At 61.1% G+C, this 25,626-nt stretch carries 21 protein-coding genes, 1 tRNA gene and 2 pseudogenes; 14 read left to right on the top strand and 10 right to left on the bottom strand.

Annotated elements, in window-relative coordinates; genetic code table 11:
* Window positions 1–11: 11 nt before the first annotated feature.
* A complete protein-coding gene (locus IPM54_34335) occupies window positions 12–944 on the top strand; it encodes a TIGR01777 family protein (GenBank protein MBK9264849.1) in 933 nt (310 codons plus the stop codon).
* Window positions 945–1,368: 424 nt separating this feature from the next.
* Here the strand turns inward: IPM54_34335 and IPM54_34340 are convergent, their stop codons facing one another.
* The 4 genes and pseudogenes from IPM54_34340 to IPM54_34355 all read right to left on the bottom strand — a co-directional run bounded on the left by IPM54_34340 (window position 1,369) and on the right by IPM54_34355 (window position 7,866).
* Window positions 1,369–3,228 (bottom strand): HEAT repeat domain-containing protein, encoded by a 1,860-nt coding sequence (locus IPM54_34340; protein MBK9264850.1) that lies wholly within the window; start codon window positions 3,226–3,228, stop codon window positions 1,369–1,371.
* A 71-nt stretch (window positions 3,229–3,299) separates the two neighbouring features.
* Window positions 3,300–4,712, bottom strand: a pseudogene (locus IPM54_34345) (hypothetical protein).
* A gap of 230 nt (window positions 4,713–4,942) precedes the next feature.
* Entirely contained in the window at window positions 4,943–7,174 is a 2,232-nt protein-coding gene (locus IPM54_34350; protein MBK9264851.1) for an SUMF1/EgtB/PvdO family nonheme iron enzyme, read from the bottom strand.
* 281 nt (window positions 7,175–7,455) lie between these two features.
* Window positions 7,456–7,866 carry a hypothetical protein gene (locus tag IPM54_34355; protein MBK9264852.1) on the bottom strand — a complete coding sequence of 137 codons (411 nt, stop codon included), beginning with the start codon at window positions 7,864–7,866 and terminating at the stop codon, window positions 7,456–7,458.
* Window positions 7,867–8,144: 278 nt separating this feature from the next.
* On the opposite strand from IPM54_34355, the gene IPM54_34360 reads away from it, so the two are divergent.
* The 10 genes from IPM54_34360 to IPM54_34405 all read left to right on the top strand — a co-directional run bounded on the left by IPM54_34360 (window position 8,145) and on the right by IPM54_34405 (window position 17,547).
* Complete coding sequence (locus IPM54_34360; protein ID MBK9264853.1) at window positions 8,145–8,816, top strand: outer membrane beta-barrel protein; 672 nt, start codon at window positions 8,145–8,147, stop codon at window positions 8,814–8,816.
* A 531-nt stretch (window positions 8,817–9,347) separates the two neighbouring features.
* The gene (locus IPM54_34365; protein MBK9264854.1) at window positions 9,348–9,830 is read left to right on the top strand and encodes a hypothetical protein; all 483 of its coding nucleotides are present in this window, start codon (window positions 9,348–9,350) and stop codon (window positions 9,828–9,830) included.
* Entirely contained in the window at window positions 9,827–11,071 is a 1,245-nt protein-coding gene (locus IPM54_34370) for a class I SAM-dependent methyltransferase (protein MBK9264855.1), read from the top strand. Before IPM54_34365 ends, IPM54_34370 begins: the two co-directional genes overlap by 4 nt.
* Window positions 11,072–11,233: 162 nt before the next feature.
* Window positions 11,234–13,639 (top strand): SpoIIE family protein phosphatase, encoded by a 2,406-nt coding sequence (locus tag IPM54_34375; GenBank protein MBK9264856.1) that lies wholly within the window; start codon window positions 11,234–11,236, stop codon window positions 13,637–13,639.
* 592 nt (window positions 13,640–14,231) lie between these two features.
* Window positions 14,232–14,579: a hypothetical protein gene (locus tag IPM54_34380; protein ID MBK9264857.1), complete on the top strand. Its 348-nt coding sequence runs from the start codon at window positions 14,232–14,234 to the stop codon at window positions 14,577–14,579.
* A gap of 51 nt (window positions 14,580–14,630) precedes the next feature.
* The gene (locus IPM54_34385) at window positions 14,631–15,620 is read left to right on the top strand and encodes a SpoIIE family protein phosphatase (GenBank protein MBK9264858.1); all 990 of its coding nucleotides are present in this window, start codon (window positions 14,631–14,633) and stop codon (window positions 15,618–15,620) included.
* The gene (locus IPM54_34390; protein ID MBK9264859.1) at window positions 15,539–16,123 is read left to right on the top strand and encodes an ATP-binding protein; all 585 of its coding nucleotides are present in this window, start codon (window positions 15,539–15,541) and stop codon (window positions 16,121–16,123) included. Before IPM54_34385 ends, IPM54_34390 begins: the two co-directional genes overlap by 82 nt.
* Window positions 16,120–16,527, top strand: coding sequence for a hypothetical protein (locus IPM54_34395; GenBank protein ID MBK9264860.1), 408 nt, complete (start codon window positions 16,120–16,122; stop codon window positions 16,525–16,527). Before IPM54_34390 ends, IPM54_34395 begins: the two co-directional genes overlap by 4 nt.
* Window positions 16,528–16,803: 276 nt before the next feature.
* Window positions 16,804–17,202, top strand: coding sequence for a hypothetical protein (locus tag IPM54_34400; GenBank protein ID MBK9264861.1), 399 nt, complete (start codon window positions 16,804–16,806; stop codon window positions 17,200–17,202).
* A 36-nt stretch (window positions 17,203–17,238) separates the two neighbouring features.
* Window positions 17,239–17,547, top strand: coding sequence for a hypothetical protein (locus tag IPM54_34405; GenBank protein ID MBK9264862.1), 309 nt, complete (start codon window positions 17,239–17,241; stop codon window positions 17,545–17,547).
* A gap of 130 nt (window positions 17,548–17,677) precedes the next feature.
* Here the strand turns inward: IPM54_34405 and IPM54_34410 are convergent.
* A tRNA-Arg gene (locus IPM54_34410) sits at window positions 17,678–17,754 on the bottom strand.
* A gap of 212 nt (window positions 17,755–17,966) precedes the next feature.
* Between IPM54_34410 and IPM54_34415 the strand changes: the two genes are divergently transcribed.
* Complete coding sequence (locus tag IPM54_34415; GenBank protein MBK9264863.1) at window positions 17,967–19,550, top strand: L,D-transpeptidase; 1,584 nt, start codon at window positions 17,967–17,969, stop codon at window positions 19,548–19,550.
* Window positions 19,551–19,559: 9 nt separating this feature from the next.
* Here IPM54_34415 and IPM54_34420 read toward each other — a convergent pair.
* The 3 genes and pseudogenes from IPM54_34420 to IPM54_34430 all read right to left on the bottom strand — a co-directional run bounded on the left by IPM54_34420 (window position 19,560) and on the right by IPM54_34430 (window position 21,487).
* Window positions 19,560–20,562, bottom strand: a pseudogene (locus IPM54_34420) (D-cysteine desulfhydrase family protein).
* Between the two features lie 2 nt (window positions 20,563–20,564).
* The gene (locus IPM54_34425; protein MBK9264864.1) at window positions 20,565–21,068 is read right to left on the bottom strand and encodes an acetyl-CoA carboxylase biotin carboxyl carrier protein subunit; all 504 of its coding nucleotides are present in this window, start codon (window positions 21,066–21,068) and stop codon (window positions 20,565–20,567) included.
* Window positions 21,069–21,073: 5 nt separating this feature from the next.
* Window positions 21,074–21,487 (bottom strand): hypothetical protein, encoded by a 414-nt coding sequence (locus tag IPM54_34430; GenBank protein ID MBK9264865.1) that lies wholly within the window; start codon window positions 21,485–21,487, stop codon window positions 21,074–21,076.
* A gap of 118 nt (window positions 21,488–21,605) precedes the next feature.
* On the opposite strand from IPM54_34430, the gene hutH reads away from it, so the two are divergent.
* Complete coding sequence (gene hutH, locus IPM54_34435; protein MBK9264866.1) at window positions 21,606–23,126, top strand: histidine ammonia-lyase; 1,521 nt, start codon at window positions 21,606–21,608, stop codon at window positions 23,124–23,126.
* A 491-nt stretch (window positions 23,127–23,617) separates the two neighbouring features.
* Window positions 23,618–23,962, top strand: coding sequence for a hypothetical protein (locus IPM54_34440; protein MBK9264867.1), 345 nt, complete (start codon window positions 23,618–23,620; stop codon window positions 23,960–23,962).
* Between the two features lie 42 nt (window positions 23,963–24,004).
* On the opposite strand, the gene IPM54_34445 is transcribed toward IPM54_34440, so the two are convergent.
* Complete coding sequence (locus tag IPM54_34445) at window positions 24,005–24,547, bottom strand: hypothetical protein (protein ID MBK9264868.1); 543 nt, start codon at window positions 24,545–24,547, stop codon at window positions 24,005–24,007.
* 132 nt (window positions 24,548–24,679) lie between these two features.
* Entirely contained in the window at window positions 24,680–25,483 is an 804-nt protein-coding gene (locus tag IPM54_34450) for a hypothetical protein (protein ID MBK9264869.1), read from the bottom strand.
* Window positions 25,484–25,626: the final 143 nt, after the last annotated feature.

Below are 25,626 nucleotides of genomic sequence, written 5' to 3' on the forward strand. Positions count from 1 at the left end.
ACGCTCTTACCATGGCAAAGAGCGACGTGGTCAAGTCCGTGCTGCTCACGGGCGGAACGGGATTCATCGGGCGAAAACTCACGAAAACGCTGCTCGATCGCGGCGACTCCGTGACCGTGCTGTCACGCGATCCATCGCGCACGAGTGGGCGCTTGCCCAAGGGCTCGATCGCAGTTGCATACGATCCCGAGCGAGAAGGCCCGTGGCTCGATGAGCTCGGTCGCGCTTCGGCCGTCGTTCACTTGGCCGGTGAAAACGTGGGGCAGCGCTGGACCGAGGACGCCAAGCGCCGGATCCTGTCCAGCCGAGTGGATTCGACGCGGCTCGTCGTCGAAGGCATGCGGCGTGCGGAGAAAAAGCCTGACGTGTTCGTGTGCGCATCAGCCATCGGGATCTACGGACCACGGCCGAGCACCGAACGACTCACTGAAACGTCGGCGCGTGGTGAAGGGTTTCTCGCGGACGTGGTGGATGCTTGGGAAGCCGCAGCAAGGCCGGCGGAAACGCTTGGTGTTCGAACGGTCATGCTGCGCATCGGGATCGTGCTGGGCGAAGGAGGCGGGCCGCTCGAGAAAATGCTCTTGCCGTTCAAGATGTTCGCTGGCGGTCCCATTGGATCGGGCTCACACGTGATCTCGTGGGTTCACGCGGACGACGTCGTGGGCCTCATCCTGTTTTGCCTCGACAAACCTGAAGCTCGAGGTCCCATCAACGCTGTTTCTCCGAATGCGGTGACGAACGAAGAGCTATCGAAAGCCATTGGTCGCGCGATGCACCGGCCGTCGTGGTTCCGCGTCCCCGAAGCGTTCATCAAGGTGGGCATGGGCGAAGCGGCCGAGATCGTGACGACGGGGCAGCACGTTTTGCCGCGCCGTGCCGAAGAGCTGGGCTACTCGTTTCGCTGGCCAAACCTCGACCCGGCGCTGGCGTCCATCCTGAAGTAGCGTGGGCATGGATCCCGAGGGGTATGGGGGGCAGAGCAGTTGTTCCCCCTCTCCGCCGCGCCGTAGGCGCGGGGGAGAGGGGGTTAGGGGGTGAGGCGCGAGCCCCCCATCGTGACTGGCCTCGCGAAGCGGGCGTCTCACGCCCGCTTAGCGAGCGTCCAAGCCATGTCCCGTGCTCACAAAAGGAACCCGGCCACCGGGAGTCGCCGAAACGTCGACCAAATCGAGCAGCGAATCTCCCGGGGGCCGTGACGGCTGTCTCGGCGCTTCCCCCCCAGGAAGCGCACCGTCTTCGCTTCCATGAATATGCTGATCCCAAAAGGAGGTCGCTCGGGATGAACTTGAAAACCGCTACAGGAAAGCCCCTACGCAAGACTGCGTAACGCGCGCAGTGAGGCTGCACGGAATCAAGTGGAAGCAGAAATCAACCCACCCCGCGACTGCGTAAAATCTCACGAACCGCCGTTTTCGACGCCTCCGACAAACCGGGGAGAGCGTTCTTCGCGACGTCGACAAACTTCATGCCCCGCGCCTTCTTGAGCGCTTCGACCGCGGCTTTCTGCTCCTCACGCCCATCGTGATCGATGATCGATAAAAGCAGCTCGGCGGCCTCGAGCGTGTCGATACGCGCGAGCGCTCGGATGGCGGACGCTCGCACCGAGGTGCTCTGAGATTCGCGGTAGATGCGGGCCAGCGGGTCGAACGCATGCGGGAAGCGTAGGTCTTCGAGCGCCTTGGCAGCTTCTTGCACGACGTTCGGATCCGGATCCGCCAGCGCATCGCGCAGCGTGATGAACGTACGCTTGTAAAGGAAACGCGCGAGCGCTTTGACGACCGCGACGCGCACCTGAGGCTCGGGCTTGCGAAACAAGCGTTCGAGTGGAGAGAGGATCGTGTAGAGCTCGACGAGGGCGAGTTGTTCGGCGAGCGTGACGTAGAGCTGCGCGTGCGCGCCGAGCATGGGAGCCGCGTGTTCTTGGGCCTCGATGGCGAGCGCCGTGAGGCGCGCAAGAAGCGCTCGACGCCGCGTCACTTCGGCCCATGCCGTGGGGTCGAGGATGACGTCGCCGGTTGCTTCGGCTGCGCTGCCGCGTTGCTCCCACTCGACCAGATCGACGTGCCAGACATCCGGAAACCCAACTTCGTGGCGCAAGTGCGCCGGCAGCGGTTGGCTTTCGATGCGCGTCTCGGCAGCATCGACGTAGCGCTTGCGCGCAGTCGCGTAGTGTTTGCGTCGCGCCTGCTCGATCTCGAGGACCGCGAGTTTGTCGTACACGTGGCCCACGCGGTTGTATTGCCCGACCTCGCTCAGCGCGATGACGGCTGCGAGCAGCGCGTTTTCTGCAATCGACGGAGGGGATCCTCGCGTGAGCGCTGCGTCCGCGACTTCTTGCCACAACCGCGCTTGTGCAAGCGTTGCGAAGTTGGCGACCGCGGGCAGCCCTTCCTTGCGCGCGTACGCGCTCATCTCGCGCGCGAGCGTGGCCGCAGCAGCGACCTCTCTCTGCTTTTCCGCAGCGGCGAGCGCCTCTTCGTAAGATTGGAGCGCGTAATATCGAAGGTGATCCTCGCGCAAAATGCGGATGACGTTGACGAACCCTTCGAGCACGTGTTCGAACTCGCCGCTCTCTCGACCAACCGCGATGAGGACTTGGTAGCAGTCGAACGCGCGTTCGCGTTGTCCTACGGTTTCGTAACGATCTGCAGCTTCTTCCAGGAGGTGCACAGCCGCGACGACAGCTTCGCGCGCAGCAGTCGTTTCACCCGTACGCATCGACGTGCGGGCCAAGTTGAAGCGAGCAAGCCCCGCGGCATAGAGATCGCCACCCGAGCCGGTCAGGAGCTGCGCGAGGCGTGACCAGAGCGCTCGTGCTCGATAAAGATCGCCGCCGCGTTCACGCGCAATGGCCGCTTGTGCCACGAGCCCCGCAGATTCGTATTCGTCGGCAGCGTTGGCGTAGAGTGACTGCTTCCGCCCAGGATCCTCGGCACGATCGGCCCACGCGAGCATCGTTCGAGCGCGGTCGATCGGAGGCACGCGCCCCACGAGATCGCGCTGCCCGCGGTCGTTGCCCGTGTACCAATCCAGCGTGAGGGCGCCGCGAAAGTCGCCGATGTTCACCAGGATCTCGCGCAACTCGCGCGCTGCAGACACGTACTCTTCTTCGCGAACCTTGGTGTCGCCGAGTGCACCGAGCAGCGCATGGCGGGCACGCTCGGCGTCCCCGCGAGCTGCGGCGGCTCGCGCATCGTCACGCAGATCTTGTAGCGATCTGCCGTTCACGCTTCGGCCCCTTTCGCAGCGGGTTTCTTCGCAGGGACATCGTCGTCCGAAGAAACGCCCTTCGTTTGATCGAGGATCGAGCGCGCGGCATTTGCTCGGGCCGAACCGCTCGACAGCGTGGCGTGATCGACGACCCAGTGAGCATCGAGCAGGTCGAGGTAGTCGAGGTCGAGTTTGCCCCCGGATGGCAGAATGAACACGCCTGCGATATGCGCGAACCTTCGCACCGCCTGGACCATCTCACGCGGGATGTAGAGCGCGGCATGGGTGAACAAGTGGACGACGGGCGTGCGTGGATCGCGCTGCCGCATCAGGTCGAGGTCCGTCGCTAGCTCCGCAAAAACACGCGCCGGATTCCGGCCTCGTTCACCCTTGAACGACAGTACGTGAGCGGTCGGGAGTTTGTCCCCGTGCGCGCGGTGAATCTCGTACAGACGCGCATCGAAAAACCGAAACGCCACGTCTTCACCCTCGAGCAACAGCTTCTTCGCGGTCGCGATGGCCATGCCTCGCGCAAAGGTTTGTCGGTCACCGCGCATCGATGCCGACGCGTCGACGAGCATGTAGTGGATGCGCCGCTGCTCGTCGCGACTTTGTTCACGCGCGTAATAAAGCACCTCGTTGTCCGCAAGCCGGCGCGCGAGCTCCATGTCGTCCCAAGCAAGCTCGGTCAGGACCAGGCTGTCGATCGATCCGCGTGTGCCGATGCCGTTGTATCCGTGAGCTGCGGTCGTTCCTGCTGCGCGGCGCGTCTTCGTTTCGAGGACGCTCGGTAGAATCTCGAGCGAAAAGTTCACGACATCGTTGGCCTCGGGCGACTGAAACGCAGCGAGCAAGTCGACTTGCGCAAGAGCTCCACCGGTGCCGTCGCTTCCGAGCATTCCGAAGAGGCGCAGCGTGTCGAGGTCGAGGGTGTCGGTCATCGTGAGGACGTAGAGGCGGGAGACTTCGAGGGCTTGCATGGCCGACAGCTCGAAGTTGCGGCGCGTCGTCACGAAGAGCGCTGGCAGTTGTTGGTCGAGCCGTTCGAAGAGGGACGCATCGACGGGAATGGCCGCGCGGTATGCGGGAGCGACGTTGACGCGCGACGTGAGGGCTCCGAGCAGGCGCGAAAGCAAGACGATGACGAGGTCGTCGCCCATCTTGAGCTCGGAGGCTCGGCGAACGACTTCACTTTGGGCGAGCTCGTCGAGGATGCGGCGGTACGAGTCCGACAGGCGCAAGAGGTCGGGCAGGCCGCGTGCGATGGATGCGGGTTCGCAGCGCGTGCCAAGTTCGATGTGATCGCGCGGTGCCGCGAAGAGCAGGCCCACGTCGTGCACGAGCGAAAACGGGAGCACGACCCCGAGGCGCGCGAGGCCTTCGTGCCACTTCGCGGCGCGCAGCGCGAGGATGGAGCTTCCCGGGCGCACGTAGGACAGCGCGAGGGAGCCAAGTGGTCCCGTCACGGACGGGTCGCCGAGGAGGTTGTCGGGGACCGGCACGGGCGGAGAAGGTAGCAGAGACCCGGCGCCACCCTGCACCGTGAATCGGTCTCGGTCCGACCTCGGGGGGGTATGGGGGGCGTCCGCGCCTCGCCGTGCTTTTGCGAAGCAAAAGCACCGGGAGGCGAGCCGCGGACCCCCCATCGTAAACAGGCCTCGCGCAGCGCGCGTCCCACGCGCGCGAAGCGGGCGTGCAAATCCAGGCTTGGTTCCGGTTCGAACCCCGAGCCTCAGAGATTCATTGCGCAGCGGAATCCGATGACGGGCGTGGTGGCATCCGGCACTTGATGGAAGCGGAACGCCGGATTCAGCCAAAGAAGGTTGCCACCGTTGAACGAACCGCCGCGGATCGCTTTGCGGTCTCCGTTCGGCGCTCCTTGGGGATTGATGACCTCGTCGGGCTTGTACGTCTCGAACCAATCCGACGTCCATTCCCACACGTTGCCGATGAAGTCGTCCGCGCCAAACTTTGTTCTTCCCTTGGGAAAACTGCCTACTGGAGCCGTGCCTTCGAAGCCGTCGTCGACTTCGTACAGGCGTGGGCTCGCCGCGAAACCATACTTCTTCTCCCAGCGAGTGAACTCGGTCCCGCCGGCATTCATCCGCTCGGTCGTTGCAGGATCGTCGCCCCAGGGGAACTTGCGTCCGTCCGAGCCGCGAGCGGCAAACTCCCACTCCGCTTCCGTGGGCAAACGCTTCTTGCGAAACGCGCAGTAGCTCTCTGCGAGGTACCAACTGACGCAGTTGATCGGATGCTTGTCGCGATCGGGTTTGCCGAAGTTGCAGAGCTCCGCATAGGCGGCGCGTTTCTTTTCATGCTCCGCATCGGACGAGCCGGCGGTCTTGGGCCAGTTCGGCAGCTCCGGCGGCCTCTTGCATTCGCCCAGGTCGGAGCAGGCCTTGTATTCGCCTGCGGTGACCTCGTGCGTATCGATGCAGAACGTATCGATGATCGTCTTGTGCGCGGGTTGCCAAAGTTTGAACTCGGGTTCGTCCGAGCCCATGAAGAACTTGCCGCCGGGCACGAGCACCATGCCATCGGGACATTCGGTTGGTCGCGTCGGCGCGGCCGATGTCGAGGCCGAAGGTGCTGCGCTTGGTTGCGCGGTTGCAGAGGCGGTCGGCTTCGGAGCGGCTTGCGGCTTGCTGAACACCTTGAACGCGGCAAGCCCGCCGCCAACGAGCGCGGCTGCCGTGATGACGGCGATGGCCACAAAAGCTGCTGATGAGCGCTTGGGTCCCAGGTTCGGCACCGTCGGCACTTGCGTCATCGGTGTCGAAACTTGTGGTCTTGCGCCGGGGTTTGGAGGAGGCGGCGCAAATCCGCTGCCTGCCGAGAAAATGGGAATCGTTCCTGCGGCTGGCCGCGATGGCGCACCGCTCGCGTAAGGTCGAGACGGTGCTGCACTGCCGTAGGGCGCGCCTTGCGAGGGCTGTCCGGCTGGCGCCGACATGCCCGGGACCGACGACATCGGTGCCCAAATCCCGCTCGTCGTTCCCGGGTTCCAAGTTGCGCCAGGAAAAACCGCCTGATGCAGCGCTGCCCAGAACTGTCCCATCGACGCGAAGCGATCATTCGGTGACACGGCGAGCGCTTTGGCGAAGACGGCTTCGACTTCCGACGATACCTCGATGCCGAAGGTTCTTGGTGTCGGCCGACGCGAAGGATCACGCGAGGCGACGGCGAATTGAATGATGTCTGTCCCCTCGAATGCAGGCACGCCGCCCCGGAGGATCTCCACGAGGATGAGCGCCATGGCGAACACGTCGGTCCACGGACCCGTTGCACCGTGCGTTCGACTGAACTGTTCGGGCGCGCCGTAGTTGGGCGTGAACGCGGTGATTTCGGCGCCCGTTTTGGCTGAAGACGATGCCTCGGCTGCATGATCAGCCATCACCTTTGCGATGCCGAAATCGAGCACCTTGGTGAACGGCGATGGTGCAGACGGATCTCCAATGACGAAGATGTTGGCCGGCTTGATGTCACGATGCGCGATGTTCTTCGCGTGCGCGATTTCCAGCGCCACGATGACGGGTTCGAGCAGGGCCATCGCTTCGTGAATCTGACGCGCCGGACGACCCGATACGCGCTCTTCGAAGAGCACTTGTTCGAGCGGTTTGCCCTCGAGCCACTCGAGGACCATGTACGGGATCCACTGGCCGTCGGCAGTCGTGAACTTGCCGATGTCGCGAGCTTGCACGATGGCGGCCGATCGGCTGGACAAACTCGCGAGCAGCCGGCCTTCTTGGATGAAGCTGTCGAGCAGCTCGTCGCGCTTGTCGATCGGAGCTTGCGCCAGAATGCGGAAGCACTTGATCGCAACCGGCTGCCGCCAAATGAGGTGTTCGGCGCGGTAGACGATGCTGAAGCCGCCTTCGCCGATGATCGCGTCGATGCGGTACTTCTCGGCGAGAATCGTCCCCGTGATGCCGAGCGGATCCTGTACTGAGCTGCTTGTCATGAGAAAGCGTTCATGTCGGCGAGCGCAGGACGTCGCACAATGTCCCCACAAAGCAGCGTGCCACGGGATCGCAGCCGGGCAAAGTTCATCGCAACGTCGTCGTGCGCTGCAGTCATATCACATGCTGGTTGCACGACCGAACATGTAGCTGAGAAAGGGGCGACAAAACGACGCACAGTCGGCTAGCACGTCGTTCGGACAAACCGCCGTGACGCAGCTCGTCGAAGCACGAGCCAACCGAGGTGGTCGCTACCCGAGCGGTTTGTCGCCAATGATCGATATCAGGCGCAGCCACCTTCACCGCAAGATGCCACGGCATCTTTCTTCTTCGCGGTCGTGACTTTCTTGACTGGTTTGGCCGTGGCCGTCGGCTTGGGAGCCGCCACCTTCGCGGCAGCGGGCGCGGGTGATGCAGCGGGCGCGGGTGATGCAGCGGGCGCGGGTGATGCAGCGGCCGCCGTAGCTGTGCTGCTCGGCTTTTCCTCGGGAGGCGCTGCGGGCGCATCGGTTGTCGTTCGATCTTCCGATGTGCTGCTCGAAGCTTCGCTCGTGCTCTGCGTACGAGCTTCCGACACCGCTTCCGCGGCCGGCTGCTCGGCAGCATTTGCGGGGGTTTGCGACGCGCCGCAACCGGCGATGAAGGCGCCGGTGCCGAGCGCGGCGAGGGTTTCGTAGATCGTTTTGACGTTCATCGAGAGCTCCTCTGCCGAATGTCGCATTCCTCGCGCGCGGTCACCATGGTTGTGTTGCGATTTCACCCATCCGTCAGGCCGCATCGTGCAATTCATGTGCGAGTTTCCATGACGCTGGATCGTTTCTTCGGACTCGTCGCAGCGCTGCACGCTTGCGTGCTCGGCTGATGGGGCCTTGGGTGCACAGCATCGACGTGGCGCGATGCGTGCAGAGAAGCGGGCTCGGAGGCAACGAGGGTCTCCGTGCCTGTTTCGGTCAACGATCCGAGGAGGAAGCAATGAGAATTGGGTTGGTTACAGCCCTTCTGGCTGGAGTCGCAATTGGAGCGCCCGCGTCGGCCCATGCTCAACAAACCGAACCGCAAGCGCCTGGAGCGCAAGAAACCCAGGTGCAGGTGACGGGCACACAGCAGGGGCGGGTGGCAGGACTACCTCCTGCAGATCAGCCGATGATCCGCCGGATCCCGCAGCCCATCGTGTCCATCGAAGGTGGCGGCGGCGTCGTCGGGTTCGTCGGCGGAGCGGGAAGCCCCGGCCCCGCGTGGAACCTGCGCGTCACCGGCGCGTTGTCGGATCGATTCTCCATCGAGGGCAACTACCTGGGAAGCGTCAACGATCGCTCCGATAATGGCGAGTCTCTCGTGATGACCGCCATCGACGCCGGCGTTCGTTACAACGTCCTGCTCCCGGAACAATTCCCCGTGCAGCCATTCGTCGTGGCTGGCGCTGGGTATGCCGGCTTTGCGGGAAACGGCGGCGATCCTGCGACCATGGTCGTCCCGCTCGTGGCAGGCGCCGAGCGGCTCCTCACGCCAAACATCAAGGTCGGAGCGCGTTTCAGTTACCGCCCCGCGTTCTTCGATGATTTGTCGCTGCCGAACGCGGCCAAGGGCGATCGACAAGGAGCTGACACGTGGACGCTGCTCGCGCAGATCGGCGGCGGTTTCTGACGCAGTGACGACTCGATGCGTCCGAGCTCGGGGGGCAGTGACGAGCTGTCCCCCGAGCCTCGTCACGTCGCATTGAGACCCGATGGGTCACTTTGCGAGCGACGATATTTTTGCATTGAAACGATGGCTGCCTGCACATTCGCATCGGATCCGTGCCGCCGCAGACTCGTGCCGCATTCATGAAGTGCTCATTTGCAACAGTGCACGCATTTGGCGTCCGTTGTGTGCTCCGCGCGCCGGCCAACTCTTGCTTCGCGCGCCGTCTAGTGGCACGAAGGCTCAATGCCCCGACCAGGGAAAACGGCGACTGGCGCGCAAGCAAGGACGACGAGCGTGATTCGTGCCCAGCACTTCGAGAACGCTGCATGCGGCAAGCCTTGCCAAGTGCACTCTCGACGTGAGCATCGGGAGCGGCTAGCCTTGCCCCGCTGACGCATGGAAGCCGTCGAGGTTCCAATGTCGATTGCCAAGACCAGCACACCGACCGCGCCGCAGGAGCTCGAGCTCGCGTCGAACCGATACCGCATGATCATGGCGGCGAAGTTCACGGTGAGCGGCTTCGCCCGCCAGTGGAGCCGCTGTCATCTCGTCGCGAACTACCTCGCGCGGTACGTGAGCGCCAACGAGGGCGATCCCGAGCGGCACGCAACACTCCTTTCGACATTCGTCAACGAGCTTTTGGAGGTCGTGTTTCGCAACCATGCCGATGAAGGCGAAATCGACATCATATTTCGCAAACGTGGGCGTCATGTGGTGCTTCAGCTTACGATTCCGGTCGCGGACAAGCATCGCATGTTTTATCGGATGGCAGTGAAGATGGTCAATCAGCCCGATTTGAAGAGCTGGTTTCGTGCTCGTCTGGAGGAGCCTGCGGAGGGTGAGGACACGATGCTCGGGATGCTGGAGCTCGTGGCGGTATACACGTGTACATTTACGCTTTCGGAGCCACCTGGGAGCAATCGATTGAGTTTGTTCCTCGAGTTGCCCGAGGTTGACGAAATGGGTGAGGTATGAGCAGCTCGATTGCGCCTCCGTCGGGCCCGGGCGTGCCGTCGTCGGGCGTGCCGCCGTCATGCATGCCGGTCGCTTTGAACTTGAAGGTGACGGGTGGCGAAGGGCAGGACGAGCAGGAGGTAGCGCTCACGGGGACGCTGCGTCCGTTCGTTGCCGAAGAAATGGCGACGGTGCGCGCGTCGCTCGAGCAAGCGGCGTGGAGCACGCGGGGCACGCTGTGCGTGAACCTGAAGCGGCTCAAGTACATGAACAACGTCGCTTTTTTGGAGCTCAACCGCTTCGTGCGGTGGGTTTCGACGTCACGTCCCGAGCTGAAAATCAAGTTCATTCTTTCCAGCGTCATTCCGTGGGCCATACGGAAATTCCAGGTCATTGCTGAGCTTTACCCGTCGGTCACCATCGAGGTCTACGACAAGGCATTTTATCCAATCCAAGAGGTCATCGAGGACGACGAATTCATCAACGTTCTCCGCACCCAAGAGAAGATCATTTGGGAGCACGAGCAGGACAAGCTCGCGTGGCACGGGCTTCGGCCGGGGCTGCGCATTGCGGATGTTTGTTGTGGACTCGGCGATTTCGCCATCCTCTTGCAACGGGACTTTCGCCCTGAATACATCGTCGGCGTAGACCACTCGAAACCATTTTTGCGTTACGCGCGGCAACACGTCGCCGATTACGGGCTCGAGAACATCGAATACCAGTATGGCGATGCGGCCGCGCTCCTTTTGCCCGACAATTCGTTCGACTTCGTCACCTGCCGCCTGGGCTTGCAGGTTTTCAACGAACCGCAGGGCATTTTGCGCGAGCTTCTGCGAATTTGTCGTCCTGGAGGACGAATCTACGTCACCAATGAGCTCATGTCGGGCATCATCGGCTGGCCCCAGAAAGAACTATTTCGTTGGACCTACGAGAAGGTGATCGAGATGGGCCATGTTCTCGGGATGGACATGGATACCGGCCTAAAAACCAGGTCCATGCTGATAAATGCGGGCCTCGAGGACATCAAAGTCCATCTCATCGATATCAACAACATGAATTCGGATTCCGTAGGGCTTGCGAAGGTCGTCGAAAGCTGGAACTACGTAACGAGGCAGATGTGCCAGCGTAGCGAACAGCCTCCCGAGGTATTCGAGCGTATCCGAGAGGGCCTGCGCGCGCATGTCGAGGCAATTCAGACCGAAGGCGGGTTCGCCTCGTGGCCGATCTATGCCGGATCGGGTCGCAAGCCGTTCCGAAGCTGACGACCGTCGCACCATCGAGTTGACGAGAGCGGGCCATGGTTTCACCGCGCGAGGTGCGAGCGATACGGTGTGTAATGAAAATTGCCAGAATTGATGTAGCGTTCCCGTTCGAAACAGTTTACGACTGAGCCGCACGCGAGTACGAGCGTCGTGTCCAGGAGGATGCTGGTCGTGTCGTCTGATCACCGCAGCAATGGATCTCCGAATGCACCGAGCGGCATCTTCGCGAGGCTCAACAAGTTCAATACGAAGTTTCTGCTCGTAACGGGTGTCAGCGTCGTCGTGGGCGCGGTGCTCAACGTGATGGTTGCGCAAACGGGCCTCGTACAACTCAGCGCTCGTTCGCGATCCGAAATCGAGCAGGGTCTCACGACGTCGACGCGCGAATACTTGATCAACCACCTCAACGACAAGGTCAAGTACACCGACTACGAGCTGGGACACGTCGAGAAGGACATCGATACGCTGGCGGCGATTGTACAGAACTTCATCGATCGCGATGCGGACATCGAGCCGGTTCTGCGCGAAGCTGCAAACCTCCCAGCGCTCAAAGACAAACTCGTCTACAACCAAAAATCGGGCTGGTATCAGAACGCCAATGACGAGCCGGCGGTCGTCGCAGCTTGGGGCTACCAAGGCGACAAGGAGACGGGCACGCTGAAGCCTGAAACACAGGCATTGGTCGATCGCACGGCGATCTTGGATCTCATCATGCCCGCGATCGCGGCGAATGGTTCGTCCAAGGTGCAGATTTACTACGTCGGGCCGCACGAAAACCCGATCGCGCGCCTGACGCCTTACGTCGACATCGGCAACATCCTCGATGGAATGGCTCCCGGCCACAACGAGAAGAATTGGTATGACTTCTTCTATCCCGGCTTGACGGAAGGCTGTACGAAGTGGCTATCCGAACCCGGAGGCCTGGCAAAGCGCAAGTCGCAGATCGTCAACTACGGTCCTTACGACGATGCTGCCGGCCAAGGCCTCGTGATGACGCTCTTTCATCCGGTGTGGAACAAGGAGCGCACGGCGTTTGCTGGAACCATTGGTTTCGACATTTCGCTCGCGAAGATCGTCGATTCGATCAAGGACGTGAAGCTACGTGAGACGGGGTTTGCGTTCCTTGCGCAAGCCGATGGCAATCTTTTGGCCGTGAATGATGCGGGCGCCAAGAAGCTCGGCCTGAAGACCAGCGAAGAAAGCAAGCAAAAGGCGCCCGACGGCAGTCTTCAAATCATCAAGCGGCTCTTCAAGGACAGTACGGAGAGCGAGGTCAAGAACCTCGAGATGCCCGAAAGTACGGTCGTCGATTATCACGAAATTACATTGAGCAATCAGCCGCACATCATCGTGCTTCAGCGTCTTCGTTCGCTCGATGCGCTCGTCAATGGCGCGATCGTGTCCGACCAGTGGACGTTCGGGTTCGTCGTTCCGAAGGAAGAGCTTTACCGATCGCTCGATCGCGCGCAGGCGACGATCGAGCAGACGCGAGGGGACATTACACGCAGCCAGGGGTTGATCACGATAGGGTCACTGCTCATCGTGATGCTTGGCGTCTACCTCGTGGCTCGCCGCATGACCGGGGCGCTCGTGGCGCTGTCGGAAGGTGCATCGCGCATGCGCCAAGGTGATTACGGGGTACGTATCGAAGCGACGACGGGCGACGAGATCGGTCAGCTCACGCATGCCTTCAACGACATGGCGGCCGAAATTCGCGCGCACACGAACAACCTCGAAGAACTCGTTCGAGCACGAACGGTCGAGCTCGAGGAAGCGAACAAGGAGATCACGAGCCTCAACGCGCAGCTTGCGCAGGAGAACCTGCGTCTCGGCGCGGAGCTCGACGTCGCGCGCCGTTTGCAGCTCATGGTGCTGCCTCCGACGCGCGAGCTCGACGAGATCAAGGACCTCGACATTGCGGGTTACATGTCGCCGGCGGACGAGGTTGGAGGCGATTACTACGACGTTTTGCGAGGCAACGGCGTCATCAAGATCGGCATTGGTGACGTGACGGGTCACGGTCTCGAGAGCGGCGTGCTGATGCTGATGGTGCAGACGGCGGTGCGGACGCTTCTTGCGAGCAACGAGACGGATCCGACGCGCTTTTTGGGCATCGTCAACAAGGTCATCTACCAGAACATTCAGCGCATCAACTCGGACAAGAACCTTACGCTTTCGCTGATGGACTACAGCGACGGCAAGCTCATGCTCACGGGGCAGCACGAGGAAGTGATCGTCGTGCGCAAGAATGGTGAGCTCGAGCGAATCGACACGACGGAGTTCGGGATTCCGGTGGGCATGGATGAAGACATCACCGACTTCCTGTCCAATACGGAAATTCCGATGGAGTCCGGTGACGTTGCTGTTCTCTTCACGGACGGGGTGACGGAGGCCGAGCGAACGGATACGGCGCAATATGGTGTGGAGCGACTGTGTGAGGTCGTCGTCGAGCACCACGCGAAAACTTCGCGAGAAATCAAAGAGGCGATCATCGCCGACGTGATGGCACACATTGGGACGAACAAGGTTTACGATGACATCACGGTGTTGGTCATCAAGAGGCTATGACGCGTAGGAGACTGTCAACACTATGAGTGAGATCATTGGCGTCTATTCGCTCGACGACTCGTTCAGCGAGCACATGTCGTTGACCCTGTACCCCGACTCGTTCGCGGTGCGGTGGAGCCTCTGCAACCTCACGGCGAATTTCATGGCGGAGTATTTCGCGGAGCTTTTCCCCGATGGCGATGATGAGGGCAAGCTCATCAGTCGGGCGGAGGTGAGCAGCGCCGTGAGTTACGTGCTCAATGAGCTCGTCGAGAATGCCGTCAAGTTCAACCGCAGTGGTGACATCAATGTTACCGTGGGCATTGGCAAGGAGGACTTGGTTTGTCTCGTGAGCAATCACATTGCCAATGGTGATGTTCCTCCATTGCGTGAAAAACTGCTCGAGCTTTCGCGTGAGGATCCGGGGGAGCTTTTGCGGCGACAAGCGGAAGCAAATGCGGAGGATCCCGAGGCGACGGGATCGGGGCTTGGATATCTCATCATCATGAGCGACTACGGGGTCAGTCTGGGCTGGAAGCTCGATCCCGTGTCGTCGCAAAACACTTGTATCAGGACGATGGCGCGTCTGCCCATCTTGAAGGAAAGGGCGAGAATGGAAATCAAAGGCGGAAACTATCGAGTATGGTACGATCCGGCCGAGGTTGCGGTGTACTTCGAAGGTATCCTGCGTCTCGGCGGGCCTCAGGAATACCTGCCGGTCGAGGAGCTTCTCGACAAGGTTCTCCTGACGAATCCGAAGTCGATCATTTTGGATCTGCGCACCCTCAATTTCTTGAACAGCTCGGGCATCAACGTCCTTTACAAGTTCGCGATTGCGATGCGTAAGAAGGGCGATGTACAGCTCGTGGTCCGTGGATCGAAAGCCGTACCTTGGCAGGGCAAATCGCTACCCAATCTGAAGAAGTTCAATCAGAACTTCGAGATGATCTTCTGTGATTGATAGAGGATCGAGGCGAACGAAGAGCAAAGCGGAAGAGGACTTTTTCGACCGATGACCGCATCGAACGACAGCACGACGGAACGCGTGGCCGAGATATTGGCTGAAGCCGCGGTCATCGATTCCGTCAAGACGTTTCTTTCGGACGAAGCAGCCGCCGAGCGATTGCTTTCGACGAAGGAAGGTCGGCTGGAGTTCCTTGCCCGCAGCCGCACGGTGGTCGAGCAATGCGAGCGGTTGCGATCCGAAATGGAGGAGATGGCGGTCGTTCACGAGCTGACGCTCGAACACGCAACGCGTATCGAGAACGAGCTCGAATTGCAAAATCGAATCGTCAGCGAAGATCTCGAGGTGGCTCGGGGAATTCAGCAATCGCTCATGCCCGATCCAGCCATGCTCGCCGACTTCGTTGACATTGCCGTGTATCACAAGCAATTGACGGAAGTCGGAGGCGACTACTACGACTTTTCACAATTGCCCGGTGATCGATTTGCGGTGAGCGTGTACGACATTTCCGGTCACGGCGTGTCGTCGGCGCTCATCATGACGTTCCTCAAGGCCCAAATCGAAAATGCCACCAAGCGCCTCGATAGTCCGAGCGCCATCGTCGATTGGGTCAACCGTGCTTCGTACGCTTTTCTTCGCGGGGTGCGCCGTTATGCAACGGTCAACTTCGTGATGTTCAGTGATAGGTTTCTGCGCTACGTGTCAGGCGGCGGTTATGGACTTCTCGTCCGACGCGGAGAGCAAAAAACCTTTAATCGGGTAGGCAATTACATTGGTTTGAGAACCAAGCCGTTTCGTGAATTCGAGCTCCCTTTCGAGGAGCGCGACATCGTGGCACTCTACACGGACGGAATGGTCGAGGCTCTAGACGAAAACGGAAAGGGTTATACCGTGCAACGTCTCAACGACTTGATCGCGCGGCATAGCGACGAACCCGTCCAGGATATCCTGAATCGGTGTGTCGAGGACTACACCAATTTCAGGGCCCAGGACACGGACGACATTACCCTCCTCATCCTGCGAAGGTGCGCCAAATGAGCACAGGGGGTACCCGAACGCAGACTGCCGTTGGCGCGTCGATCTACATCTCGCCTCTCGACCATGTCGCGGGTGACGTCGCCGGTCTGCTCGGCAATTTCCTATTCGATTTGCTCGGGATGTTCTATCCCCGGCAAATCTGCTCGAAGGCCAATGTGGTCGTCATCGAGCTGGTCACCAATGTGATGGAGCATTGCACGATTCGCGACGGCGCCTTGAAAGTCGACCTCAAAATCGACGGCGACGACCTGCTCATCACCGTTGCCAATCCCGTCACTCCCGACGTCTTCGAAGCCGTGAAAAACCGCTTCACCGTCATCGCCAATGCCGAAGACCCGAAGAAGCTTCTTGCCGATACCGTCCGTGAACGGCGGATCGACCGCGCCAAGGGCGGCCTCGGACTGATGCGCCTCACGGCCGAAAGCAAATTCCGGCTCACCGCCGAATACGAACAGGGCTTTCTCATTGTCAAAGCGCAATTCCCGATGAGAGGTTTCGCATGAAGGTCCTCACCTACGGTGAAATCATGGACGGCGGCCTGAGCGTCTTTCACTCGGTCGCGAAACTCGATGATCGTCACCTCATTCTGACTTTCGAGGGCGTCATTCGGGTGGATAACCCCTACCGCTACCTCCATACCTACCTCGAGGAGCTCGCCAAAGTCCTCCCCAAGCAGAAAATCAGCGATACGACGATGGATTTCGTCAAAATGCGATTCTGCAATTCCAACGGCTTCTACGTCATCATGGATATCGTCGACGCCGTTTACAACTTGGTCCCAGGACCCGTCACCGTCCGCCGTATTGCCGACGATGACTGGCAGTGCGAAACCTTGCCCATCCTGCTGAACCTCAGCGAAGAACACATCTCCGCTCGCACCAAGTTCGAAGACATCAAAGCGTCTTGATCGGGGCCGGGCCTTGATTGGAACGCTCGCTTCGCGCGCGTCTCGATCGGGGCCGGGTCTTGATTGGAGCGCTCGCTTCGCGCGCGTGGGACGCGCGCGAAGCGAGGCCAGTCACGATGGGGGGCTCGCAGGCGGCCCTATAAATGTTTTTGCGCTTCGCACAAAAACACGGGCCGACTGCTCTGCCCCCCATACCCCCGGTTCGTTTTGGTGACCGCTCGCCCGCTTGACATCGGTGCCGCTTCACCGAGAAAATACGCTCTTGGAGGGCCTGCCATGCATCGCTCCGCTCGCGCCGTCACCGTCATCCTCAGCGCAGCCGCCTTGGTCGCTGCGTGTACCTTCACGCCAAACCCCGACCCGCGCGGAACATCGACCGCGTCTTCCTCCGCCTCTTCTTCGAGCTCCAGCGGCGACGCTGGCTCGGGCGGAGCAGCAGGCATGGGCGGCGCTGCAGGCGCGGGCGGCATTGCCGGCATGGGTGGCACGGCAGGTGCCGGGGGCATCGCTGGGGCGGGTGGCACGGCCGGTGCTGGTGGCAGTATGGCCGAGGCACCCAAACCCGATTTTGGACTCACGGACGTAAATATAAACTCCCCTACGTCCGGAAAAATCGTTTCACCTCGCGATTACCTCGGGCAGGTATCCGCCTGGTACTTCGGACACGCCACGTGAAGCTTCTGTAGTGGCCAGTTTGGCTACATGAACCAGATGCAGAGCGAAATCGACGCGGAGCTTGGCGGCGATCCGGGCAGCAAAGTGCAGTTTGTCGGCATCAACGAAGCGGGCCACGAAGCGGGCAATCCGCTCATCACGAACGGGCGAAATCTGCCCTGGCTACAGGACACCATCGACGAGCAGGTTTGGAAAAACTGGGGCATCACGTTCCGCGATGTCGTCGTGCTCGACGCGGAAAATCGTCCGATCGCCGTCCACAACGTCACGACGTACCCGCTCTCCGTGACGGAAAACTACGCAGCGCTGAAGCAAATCTTGCTCGACGCCGCGCAGAAGCTTTGATGAGAGGGAGGGGTTTGGCGAGGCGAACCGCGGCCCCTCCAACGTGAATCAAGCCTCGCGTAGCGCGCGTCTCACGCACGCGCGAAGCGGAGGTACAAATTCTGGCCCGAACTCGAACGGATCGCTGTTCTGGCGCGCCACAGTGGATTCGAACCACTGGCCTTCGGCTCCGGAGGCCGACGCTCTATCCAGCTGAGCTAGTGGCGCACGCCCGCGCTTTCGAGCGGGGTGAGCAACCTAGCGAGAAGTTTGCCGCGGCGCAAGTCCTTGGCGCGGAATTCCGAACGCCCGGGACGCGGTGTACCAAAACTTGGCCCTTTGTCTCCACCTTGGGCATGAGGCTACTCATGCATGCACTCAAACGGCCTTTTTCCAGCACACTCGTCGCCAGCGGGAACCTGGAGATCGCTCTACGTCCAATGAAGTTCGACCTCCGAGCCATCTCCCTTGCGCTCGGCGTGCTCGTGCTCTGCGCGTGTAAGGGTGGACCCAAAAAGGACGGCGTTGGCGAGGGCATTGTGAGCCTGTCGGCGGTCGCTGAACAAGACGTCGATCCGGCGACGGTGCCCAAGGAAGGCGGCCCGCGCATTGGCGCTGTGCAAATGGCGGCCGTGATCTATTCGAAGCCTGATCGGCGTTCGCCGAAGCTTGGCTACTTGCGAGCGGGTGGGACGGCGGTTCGTGGAGAAAAACCCGCGGCGTTCGACGATTGCCAGGGCGGGTATTACCGCGTTCTTCCTGCCGGGTACATCTGTGCGGGTGACGATGCGACGATCGACATGAAGCATCCGATCCTCCGAGCGCTCACGAAGCGGCCGGATTTGTCGAAACCAATGCCGTATCCGTACGCGTTCGTTCGTGCCATTGCGCCAAACTATTACCGTCCCGCGACGAAGGCCGAGCAATTCAAATACGAAATGCGCCTGAAGGAGCACCTTCGTAGCTACAAGCGATTGAAGAAAAAGTGGGACGCCATCGAAGTCGGGGCCAACGACGTGCCGCTCGATGCGGAAGGCAATGCGATTGGAGAGCCGCCGGCCGAACCGCCGGAGCTCTCTGATCAGCAGCTTTATGGCGGTGACGGTAATGACGCCATTCCGTGGTTTTTCCAAGGCGGCCGCAAAATACCGAACATTTCCACCTTCAAGGTGCCCGATTACGCGATCATCACCAATCGCGTGGCGCGTCATGCGGGGCTTGCGCTGATTGGCTCGTTCGTCGGTGACAACGATCGCCGGTTTGCCATGACGACCGACGCGAGGCTCGTGCCCACGTCGAAGATCAAGCCTGCGCGGGGATCGACGTTTCATGGCGTCGATATGCGAAAGGGCTGGGAATTGCCGCTCGCATTCGTGCGCGTGCCGGGCGCATTCAAGTACGACACGAGCCGCAGGGCGCTCGATAAAAAAGGAAAGCTCGCATTTCACGCGCCCATTCAGCTCACGGGAAAGTCTACGCGAATTGGCGATACGCGGCTCGTCGAAGCGAAAGACGGCACGTGGCTAAAGGATTCCGACGTTGCGATCGCCGTTAAACCGTCGGAATTACCGTCGTTCGCGAAAACGACGAAAAAATGGATCGACATATCCATTCTCAGTCAAATCCTCATCCTCTACGAAGGAACGACGCCCGTATATGCAACGGCCGTCGCGACGGGTCGTGATGGTTTGGGAGACCCGAAGAAGACGTATTCGACCGTGCGCGGAACGTTCAAAGTGCGTGAAAAGCACGTTACGACGACGATGGACTCGCACGAAGTCGGCAACAAATTCGAATTGCGTGACGTGCCGTGGGTTCAGTATTTCGAGGCCGGGTATGCGTTGCACGCTGCGCCTTGGCACGACGAATACGGAAAACCGCGCAGCCACGGCTGCATCAACCTGTCCCCCATCGATGCGCGCCGCGTCTTCATGTGGACCGATCCGCCCTTGCCCACCGATTGGCATGGCGTTCAAGCCAGCGAACCGACGGGCGAAGGGACCGTGGTCCACATTCATCCGTGATCGAACGAATCACTCGTCTTCTTCGACGACGCTCGCGAATTCCGCTGCCTGAGCAAGCAGCCCGGGCAGCCCGCCCGTATGCAGGAAAAGCACGCGTTTGCCCGAGAGCAAACCGTTTGGCTTCGAAAGATCGACCAATCCTGAAAACGCCTTGCCCGTGTAGACCGGATCGAGCACCAGCCCGGACAAACTCGCCACGCGCGCAACGAGCTTACGCTGCTCGGTCGTCATCACCGCATACGCAGGACCTTTGCACCGATCGTCCACGATGACCTTCGCCGGCTCCGGGCAGCCGCGGATCGAGCTGCCGAGCATCCTTGATGATGCCCGCGATGCGCGCCTCGAAGTACGCCGCGTCATCGCATACGGCCATCGCCACGACTTCACGCGCAACGCCGTACATCGCAGCTCCCAGCGCAACGCCCGCTGCAGTGCCGCCCGACCCACACGCCAGCACGATAGCATCGTAGGGTTTGCCCCCGCCAAGCCCCAAATCGAGCTGCCTTCGCACTTCGGCCATCGCTTCGACGTAGCCGAGCGCTCCGAGACCGTTCGAGCCACCTTCCGGAATCACATACGCGCGACGCCCTTCGCGCAGCAGCGCTTCGGCGGCTTGATCCATGATGCGATCCCGATCCGGCCATTGTTCAGGCGAAAAAAACCGCACCTCGGCACCCACCAAGCGATCGAGGAGCAAGTTGCCATCGACGGTGACGCTGTCCGGATCGTTTGTCCGTAGAAACAGGAGTGACTTGAGGCCGAGCGACGCTGCACAAAGCGCGGTTGCGCGCGAGTGATTCGACTGCACGCCGCCGCACGTGATCACCGTGTCGCACTCGAGCGACAGCGCTTCGGCGAGCAGAAACTCGAGCTTGCGGATCTTGTTGCCGGCTTCGGCGCCGCCGGTCATGTCGTCGCGTTTGACCCACAGATCGATGCCCGTGGCTTCGACGAGGCGGCGCGGACGCTGGATGGGCGTTGGAAGATGAGCGAGAGGAAGTCGTCGGCGCATGGTCATTCGAGCTCGATGAGCTTGGCACCACCTTCGACCGCCGTGCCAGCAGTGACGTACACCTTCTTCACTTTGCCGTCGTGCAGTGCCGAAAGCTCGTTCTCCATCTTCATCGCCTCGACGACGACGAGCGGTTTTCCTGCTTGAATTTCGTCTCCCTCGGCAACCAGCACCTTGAGCACTCGGCCGGGCATGGGGGACGTCACGAGTTTGTCCGCGCCACCTGCGGTTTTACCCGAGCTACCGGCGAGCGCGCGCGTGCGTTCGTTTTCGACCTGCACGTGAAAGCGCCGATCCGACGAAACGACGCCGACGTCCGGAGCTTTGCCGTCCATCCAGAGCTCGACGGATTGGCCTTCGACGTTGAGGTGCACGGCGCCGCGGTGATCGAACGCATCGATGGTCAGCGTTCGCCCTTCGATCGACGTTTGGATTTCGCCTGTAGGCAGGATGGTCACGTCGACGGGTACTTCGCGTCCGGAGGAAAATTTGACGAAATAGCGCATGGGAATCAGGGGCTCTTGGGGACGAGAGCGCAGCGTCCCTGGTAGCACGAGCAAGGGTTCACGTCGGCGCTGGAGCAGTCGATGTTCATCGTGCAAACGGTATCGGGCGTGCGTGGCTCTGCTTTGCCAACGGCAACGCATGCTCGCGCGTGACACGGAACGCTTGGCGCGCAGTCGGCGTCTTTCGTACAGGCGTCGTCGCTCGAAACGGGCGCGGGCAAGCGGCAATTGAAATCCGGTCCGCCCGGTCCTTCCGGTGCTGTCGAAGTCGATGGTGCAGGGGGAGATTGCTTTGCATCACCCGAAGGTTCGGTGTCTTTCGCATCGCTCGAATTGCCGGGCGTCTTGATGTCGACCGGGTCGGAGGACGCGCCGCAACCAGCAAGTACGAGCACGAGCGTGAACGAGATACGTCGCATCGAGGGGCGGCAGGATAGGCGATTCGCAGGTTCGTCGGAAGGCGGTTCGTCGTCTTCGTTGCCGCCTGCTAGCGTTGCCCTCGTGCACGCGAAATCTCCTGTCGAACTCGGTCGTCCCATGTCGCTCGTGGACCTCGAAGACGTTGCTCGTCGAGGTCGTTCTGTCGTGTTTGGCGCAGAGGCGCGAGCACGCGTCGAGGCTGCTCGTCGTGCTGTCGATGCCATCGTGGATGGAGGCGACGAGGCGCCTGCGGTGTACGGCATCAACACGGGTTTTGGCGCGCTTGCGGAGACGCGTATCGAGCATCGCGACGTGATTGCGCTGCAAAAAAACCTCGTGCGCAGTCACGCGTGTGGCGTGGGGCCGGACCTCGGTGCAGCCGAGGTTCGCGCGATGATGCTGCTGCGAGCGCAGGTCGTGGCGCTCGGGTACTCGGGCGTGCGAGTCGATGTCGTCGACCTGCTCGTGGAGATGTTGAACCGTGGGGTTTGTCCGCGGATTCCGTCGCAAGGTTCGGTGGGCGCATCGGGCGACCTGGCGCCGCTCGCACACTTGGCGCTCGTGCTCATGGGCGAGGGCGAAGCATCGTTCGAGGGTGAACGAATGTCGGGTGGTGAAGCGCTTTCGCGCGCGCGGCTGCGTCCGGTCGAGCTTGCTGCGAAGGAGGGTCTCGCGCTGATCAACGGCACGCAATACATGGCGGCGCTCGGCTCGCTGGCGCTCTGTGACGCACTTGCGCTGTGCACCGTGGCCGATGTTGCGGGCGCGATGAGCCTCGAGGCGGCGAAGGGATCGAAGCGTCCGTTCGACGAGCGATTGATGGCGGTGCGGCCTCATCCGGGGCAGCGAGCGGTTGCGTCGAACTTGCGAGCGATGCTTGGCGACAGCGAGATCATGCAGAGCCACGCGGACTGTCCTCGCGTGCAGGATGCGTATTCGCTCAGGTGCATGCCGCAGGTGCATGGGGCTTCGCGTGATGCGCTCGTGTGGTCGGCGGGCGTGCTTGCGCGCGAGCTCGAGAGCGTGACGGACAATCCGACGATCTTTTTGCGTGAGGATGGCGGAGCCGATCTCCTCTCGGGCGGGAACTTTCACGGCCAGCCGCTCGCGCTCGCGCTGGACCTCGCGGCGTTGGCGGTGGCGGAGCTTGCGAACATCAGCGAGCGTCGTGTCGAGCAGCTCGTGAACCCCGCGTTGTCATCGGGGTTGACGCCATTCCTTGCACCTCAAAGTGGTTTGCATTCGGGCTTCATGATCGCGCAGGTGGCGAGCGCGTCGCTCGTGAGTGAGAACAAGGTGTTGTGTCATCCGGCGAGTGTCGATTCGATCCCGTCGAGTGCTGGGCGAGAGGATCACGTCAGCATGGGGAGCGTGAGTGCGCGCAAGCTTGGGCAGGTGATCGAGAACGTGCGCAGTTCGCTTGCGATCGAGATACTGACGGCGGCGCAGGGGATCGATCAGCGTCGGCCTTTGCGTTCGAGCAAGGCGGTGGAGCGAGCGCACGATGTGGTGCGGGCGGTGAGTCCGACGCTGCTCGAGGATCGGCCGCTCTACAAGGACATCGCGGTGGTGCGGGAGCTATTGGTATCGGGGAGCTTGGTGCGAGCGGTGGAGGAAGTGACGGGGGTGTTGTTGTAGTCGTTTGGGAGAGCCAAGATCGTTTGCCCCCCAAAATTGTGGTTATGAGGGGAGCATGGGGACTGGCTCTGAAGTTTTAACTGTTTTCCTTTCGCCTACCCACCACGCCACACTCCGGTTGGCACGGAGGCAGTTGCGAGTTCCCCTGCCGGATCCCTCTTCATTTCGACCGACCCCGGCAGGCGAAGTTGAGCGTCCAGGACGGCACCGCCGACCCCGACGCCCTTTGAGGCGTGGTTGATGGGAACACTCACAGCCCCAAGTCACCCTTGCTCACGCACCCCCTAACGCCACCCCTTTGCCACCGTTTCCTTTCCTGACACCGACGCCAGAGTTCGGGCGACGAACCGGCACCGGGCCACCTTCACGCGAACACGAGGCCAAGCGCCCAAACGACTCACCGCACCGCAAATCCGCCCATAACATTCAAAAATCAGTGGTTCGTTCTTTTGGTGCTCGCGATCCGGCGACGATACAGTACATTCGTTCAGGTGATCTCGGGGCGTGAAGAGCCATTTCCTGCGGCAGCCGTGCGCGACCTCGTCGGCATCGTTCGCGCAATGTATGTGGCCGCCAAACTCGGCGGCGCAGGCAAGAACGACCTTGTCCGCATCGAGCGCGTAGGCCGCGATCTCTCGGCTGCTCTCGAGCTTGCCAGCCGCTCGGGGCCCGGCACCATCGGCTACTCGGCTGCTTGGAAGAAGGCCGAAGACGCTTCGCGTCGCGCGTGTGATCTCGTCGATGCGCTCACGCCTGCGGAACCGCTCGTGCACGCTGCGCGCAGTCGCATCGCAGGACCTTTGCCGGCTGCCAGAGAAGAGGTCGCCGAACGCTGAACGCGCGAATGTGCGGGGCGGACCGACGTTTGTCCCAGCGCCTCACCTCGCCCTCATCACCCGCACCGGTGTTCCATCCGGACCAACCCGCACATCGCCCGGCGCTGTCGTCGCAGGCGGCGCATTCGCGTTCACCGTGAACGACTGCACCCGCTCGCGCACGCTGCTTCCGAACGTACCGCGCACGCGAATCGCAAGGTTTGTCCGCACGTTGCTCGGCGCCTTGAACGACACGTTCACGTCCACGTGTTCTCCTCGGGCAAACCGCGACTGACTCACCGGCTGTCCGTTTTTCGTGATCCCCATGCTCGTCACGGTCAGCCCATCCACGCCCCACACATCGATCGTCACATCGGTCGCATCGGTCTTGAAACCGACGTTCAGCGTCGCCTTGCCGGCTTCCAACTGGCCATCGATGATCACGGGCGCCGACGGTTTGTCCGTGCGAGCTCCCGTGTCCGTCGAAGCTTCGCCTAGTGGTGCCGTCGTATTCCCGGCGTGCTCGGCATCTTTGGGCTCGACGTTGCCGCATCCAGCGAGCGCCAGTGTCGAGAGGAGACCGAGCGCAAATATTTTGGTTTTCATCTTCCGAGTCTCCTTCACGGCGTCCGTCGACGAGTACATCGTAGGGTCCGCTGAATTCACCAAAACCTTGGATATTGATCACGTATTCGTCGGTGGTTGTCCGAAAATTCACGGACTCATTGCCGCTCGTCGTTATCGCGCTCGCGATTTCCTTGCCGCGCCGATAAACATCAATGTCCACGTCGTCAAGCTGCTCGTCGATACATTGACGGGCGAGCCATTTCCGGTGAACCGGAGGAAACGGTTTTGCCCGAGCAATGCCCAATCGAGGCCTCCAACGAGCGTGACCGTTTTCGAGTCTCCAATCTTCATTCCGATGTAGACCGGAATTGCATTGGGATCGTCGCCGCCGTGCGTTTCGTTCGTTCCCAATCGTCGGCGATGGGATTGATTCCAAATCCCGAACCATTCCCGTGGTGTACCACGAGTGCATCGATTGCACCGACGGCATTTGCATGATTGGCCTTCAGGGCCGCGACGAAAGGAAATAACGTCGTCATGGCTGGCGTCGTTTTGTATCCACCCACCATTGCCGCATAAATACCGGGCACTCCGAGGCGATACTTTGTCGAACGCTTCGGCGCCGTTCTTGTCGTCGTCGTAGAGGTCGAATACGATATTTTGCACCGTCGTTTCCGAATACCATCCCGGCTTGGCCGCCGCGCTCGTGTCGTTATCGTCGATGTCTTCCCAGAAACCATTTTTTTGCTGCACTCCCGACGAATCGCTGTACACCGTATCCGGCTCCAAGATGATTGCCGAAAGTGCATTACAAAACCCCTTCTGCGAAGGCCAGTCGTGGATCGAGGACATCCCCGAAGCCGTGACTTCCTCCTTGGCTATCGGATCGCGATGAAATCCTCCGAACGAGTGCCCCCATTCGTGCACGATAACATGCGTATCGAACTCGTCCGTGTCGACATCTTCTTTGCCCAAAATCTAGAATCTCGGCGCCATCCCAATACGACGTGCCGGTGCCCGAGATTGACATTGCCATCTTCGGGCCTGTTCTCCACGCTCCAATTGATCTCTAATTTTGGAAATACCGGCTTTGGCGTTCCTTCGTCGATGAATCGACG

It is taken from the genome of Polyangiaceae bacterium, assembly GCA_016715885.1.
Taxonomy (GTDB): domain Bacteria; phylum Myxococcota_A; class Polyangia; order Polyangiales; family Polyangiaceae; genus Polyangium.

Bases quoted from the DNA above. Each gene is read 5' to 3' on its own strand.
- hutH (MBK9264866.1), top strand. From the start codon at position 21,606: ATGTCGCTCGTGGACCTCGAAGACGTTGCTCGTCGAGGTCGTTCTGTC.
- IPM54_34385 (MBK9264858.1), top strand. From the start codon at position 14,631: ATGACCGCATCGAACGACAGCACGACGGAACGCGTGGCCGAGATATTG.
- IPM54_34335 (MBK9264849.1), top strand. From the start codon at position 12: ATGGCAAAGAGCGACGTGGTCAAGTCCGTGCTGCTCACGGGCGGAACG.
- IPM54_34355 (MBK9264852.1), bottom strand. From the start codon at position 7,866: ATGAACGTCAAAACGATCTACGAAACCCTCGCCGCGCTCGGCACCGGC.
- IPM54_34365 (MBK9264854.1), top strand. From the start codon at position 9,348: ATGGCGGCGAAGTTCACGGTGAGCGGCTTCGCCCGCCAGTGGAGCCGC.
- IPM54_34350 (MBK9264851.1), bottom strand. From the start codon at position 7,174: ATGACAAGCAGCTCAGTACAGGATCCGCTCGGCATCACGGGGACGATT.
- IPM54_34415 (MBK9264863.1), top strand. From the start codon at position 17,967: ATGAAGTTCGACCTCCGAGCCATCTCCCTTGCGCTCGGCGTGCTCGTG.
- IPM54_34425 (MBK9264864.1), bottom strand. From the start codon at position 21,068: ATGCGCTATTTCGTCAAATTTTCCTCCGGACGCGAAGTACCCGTCGAC.
- IPM54_34395 (MBK9264860.1), top strand. From the start codon at position 16,120: ATGAAGGTCCTCACCTACGGTGAAATCATGGACGGCGGCCTGAGCGTC.
- IPM54_34405 (MBK9264862.1), top strand. From the start codon at position 17,239: ATGCAGAGCGAAATCGACGCGGAGCTTGGCGGCGATCCGGGCAGCAAA.
- IPM54_34370 (MBK9264855.1), top strand. From the start codon at position 9,827: ATGAGCAGCTCGATTGCGCCTCCGTCGGGCCCGGGCGTGCCGTCGTCG.
- IPM54_34430 (MBK9264865.1), bottom strand. From the start codon at position 21,487: ATGCGACGTATCTCGTTCACGCTCGTGCTCGTACTTGCTGGTTGCGGC.
- IPM54_34360 (MBK9264853.1), top strand. From the start codon at position 8,145: ATGAGAATTGGGTTGGTTACAGCCCTTCTGGCTGGAGTCGCAATTGGA.
- IPM54_34400 (MBK9264861.1), top strand. From the start codon at position 16,804: ATGCATCGCTCCGCTCGCGCCGTCACCGTCATCCTCAGCGCAGCCGCC.
- IPM54_34380 (MBK9264857.1), top strand. From the start codon at position 14,232: ATGGAAATCAAAGGCGGAAACTATCGAGTATGGTACGATCCGGCCGAG.
- IPM54_34445 (MBK9264868.1), bottom strand. From the start codon at position 24,547: ATGAAAACCAAAATATTTGCGCTCGGTCTCCTCTCGACACTGGCGCTC.
- IPM54_34375 (MBK9264856.1), top strand. From the start codon at position 11,234: ATGCTGGTCGTGTCGTCTGATCACCGCAGCAATGGATCTCCGAATGCA.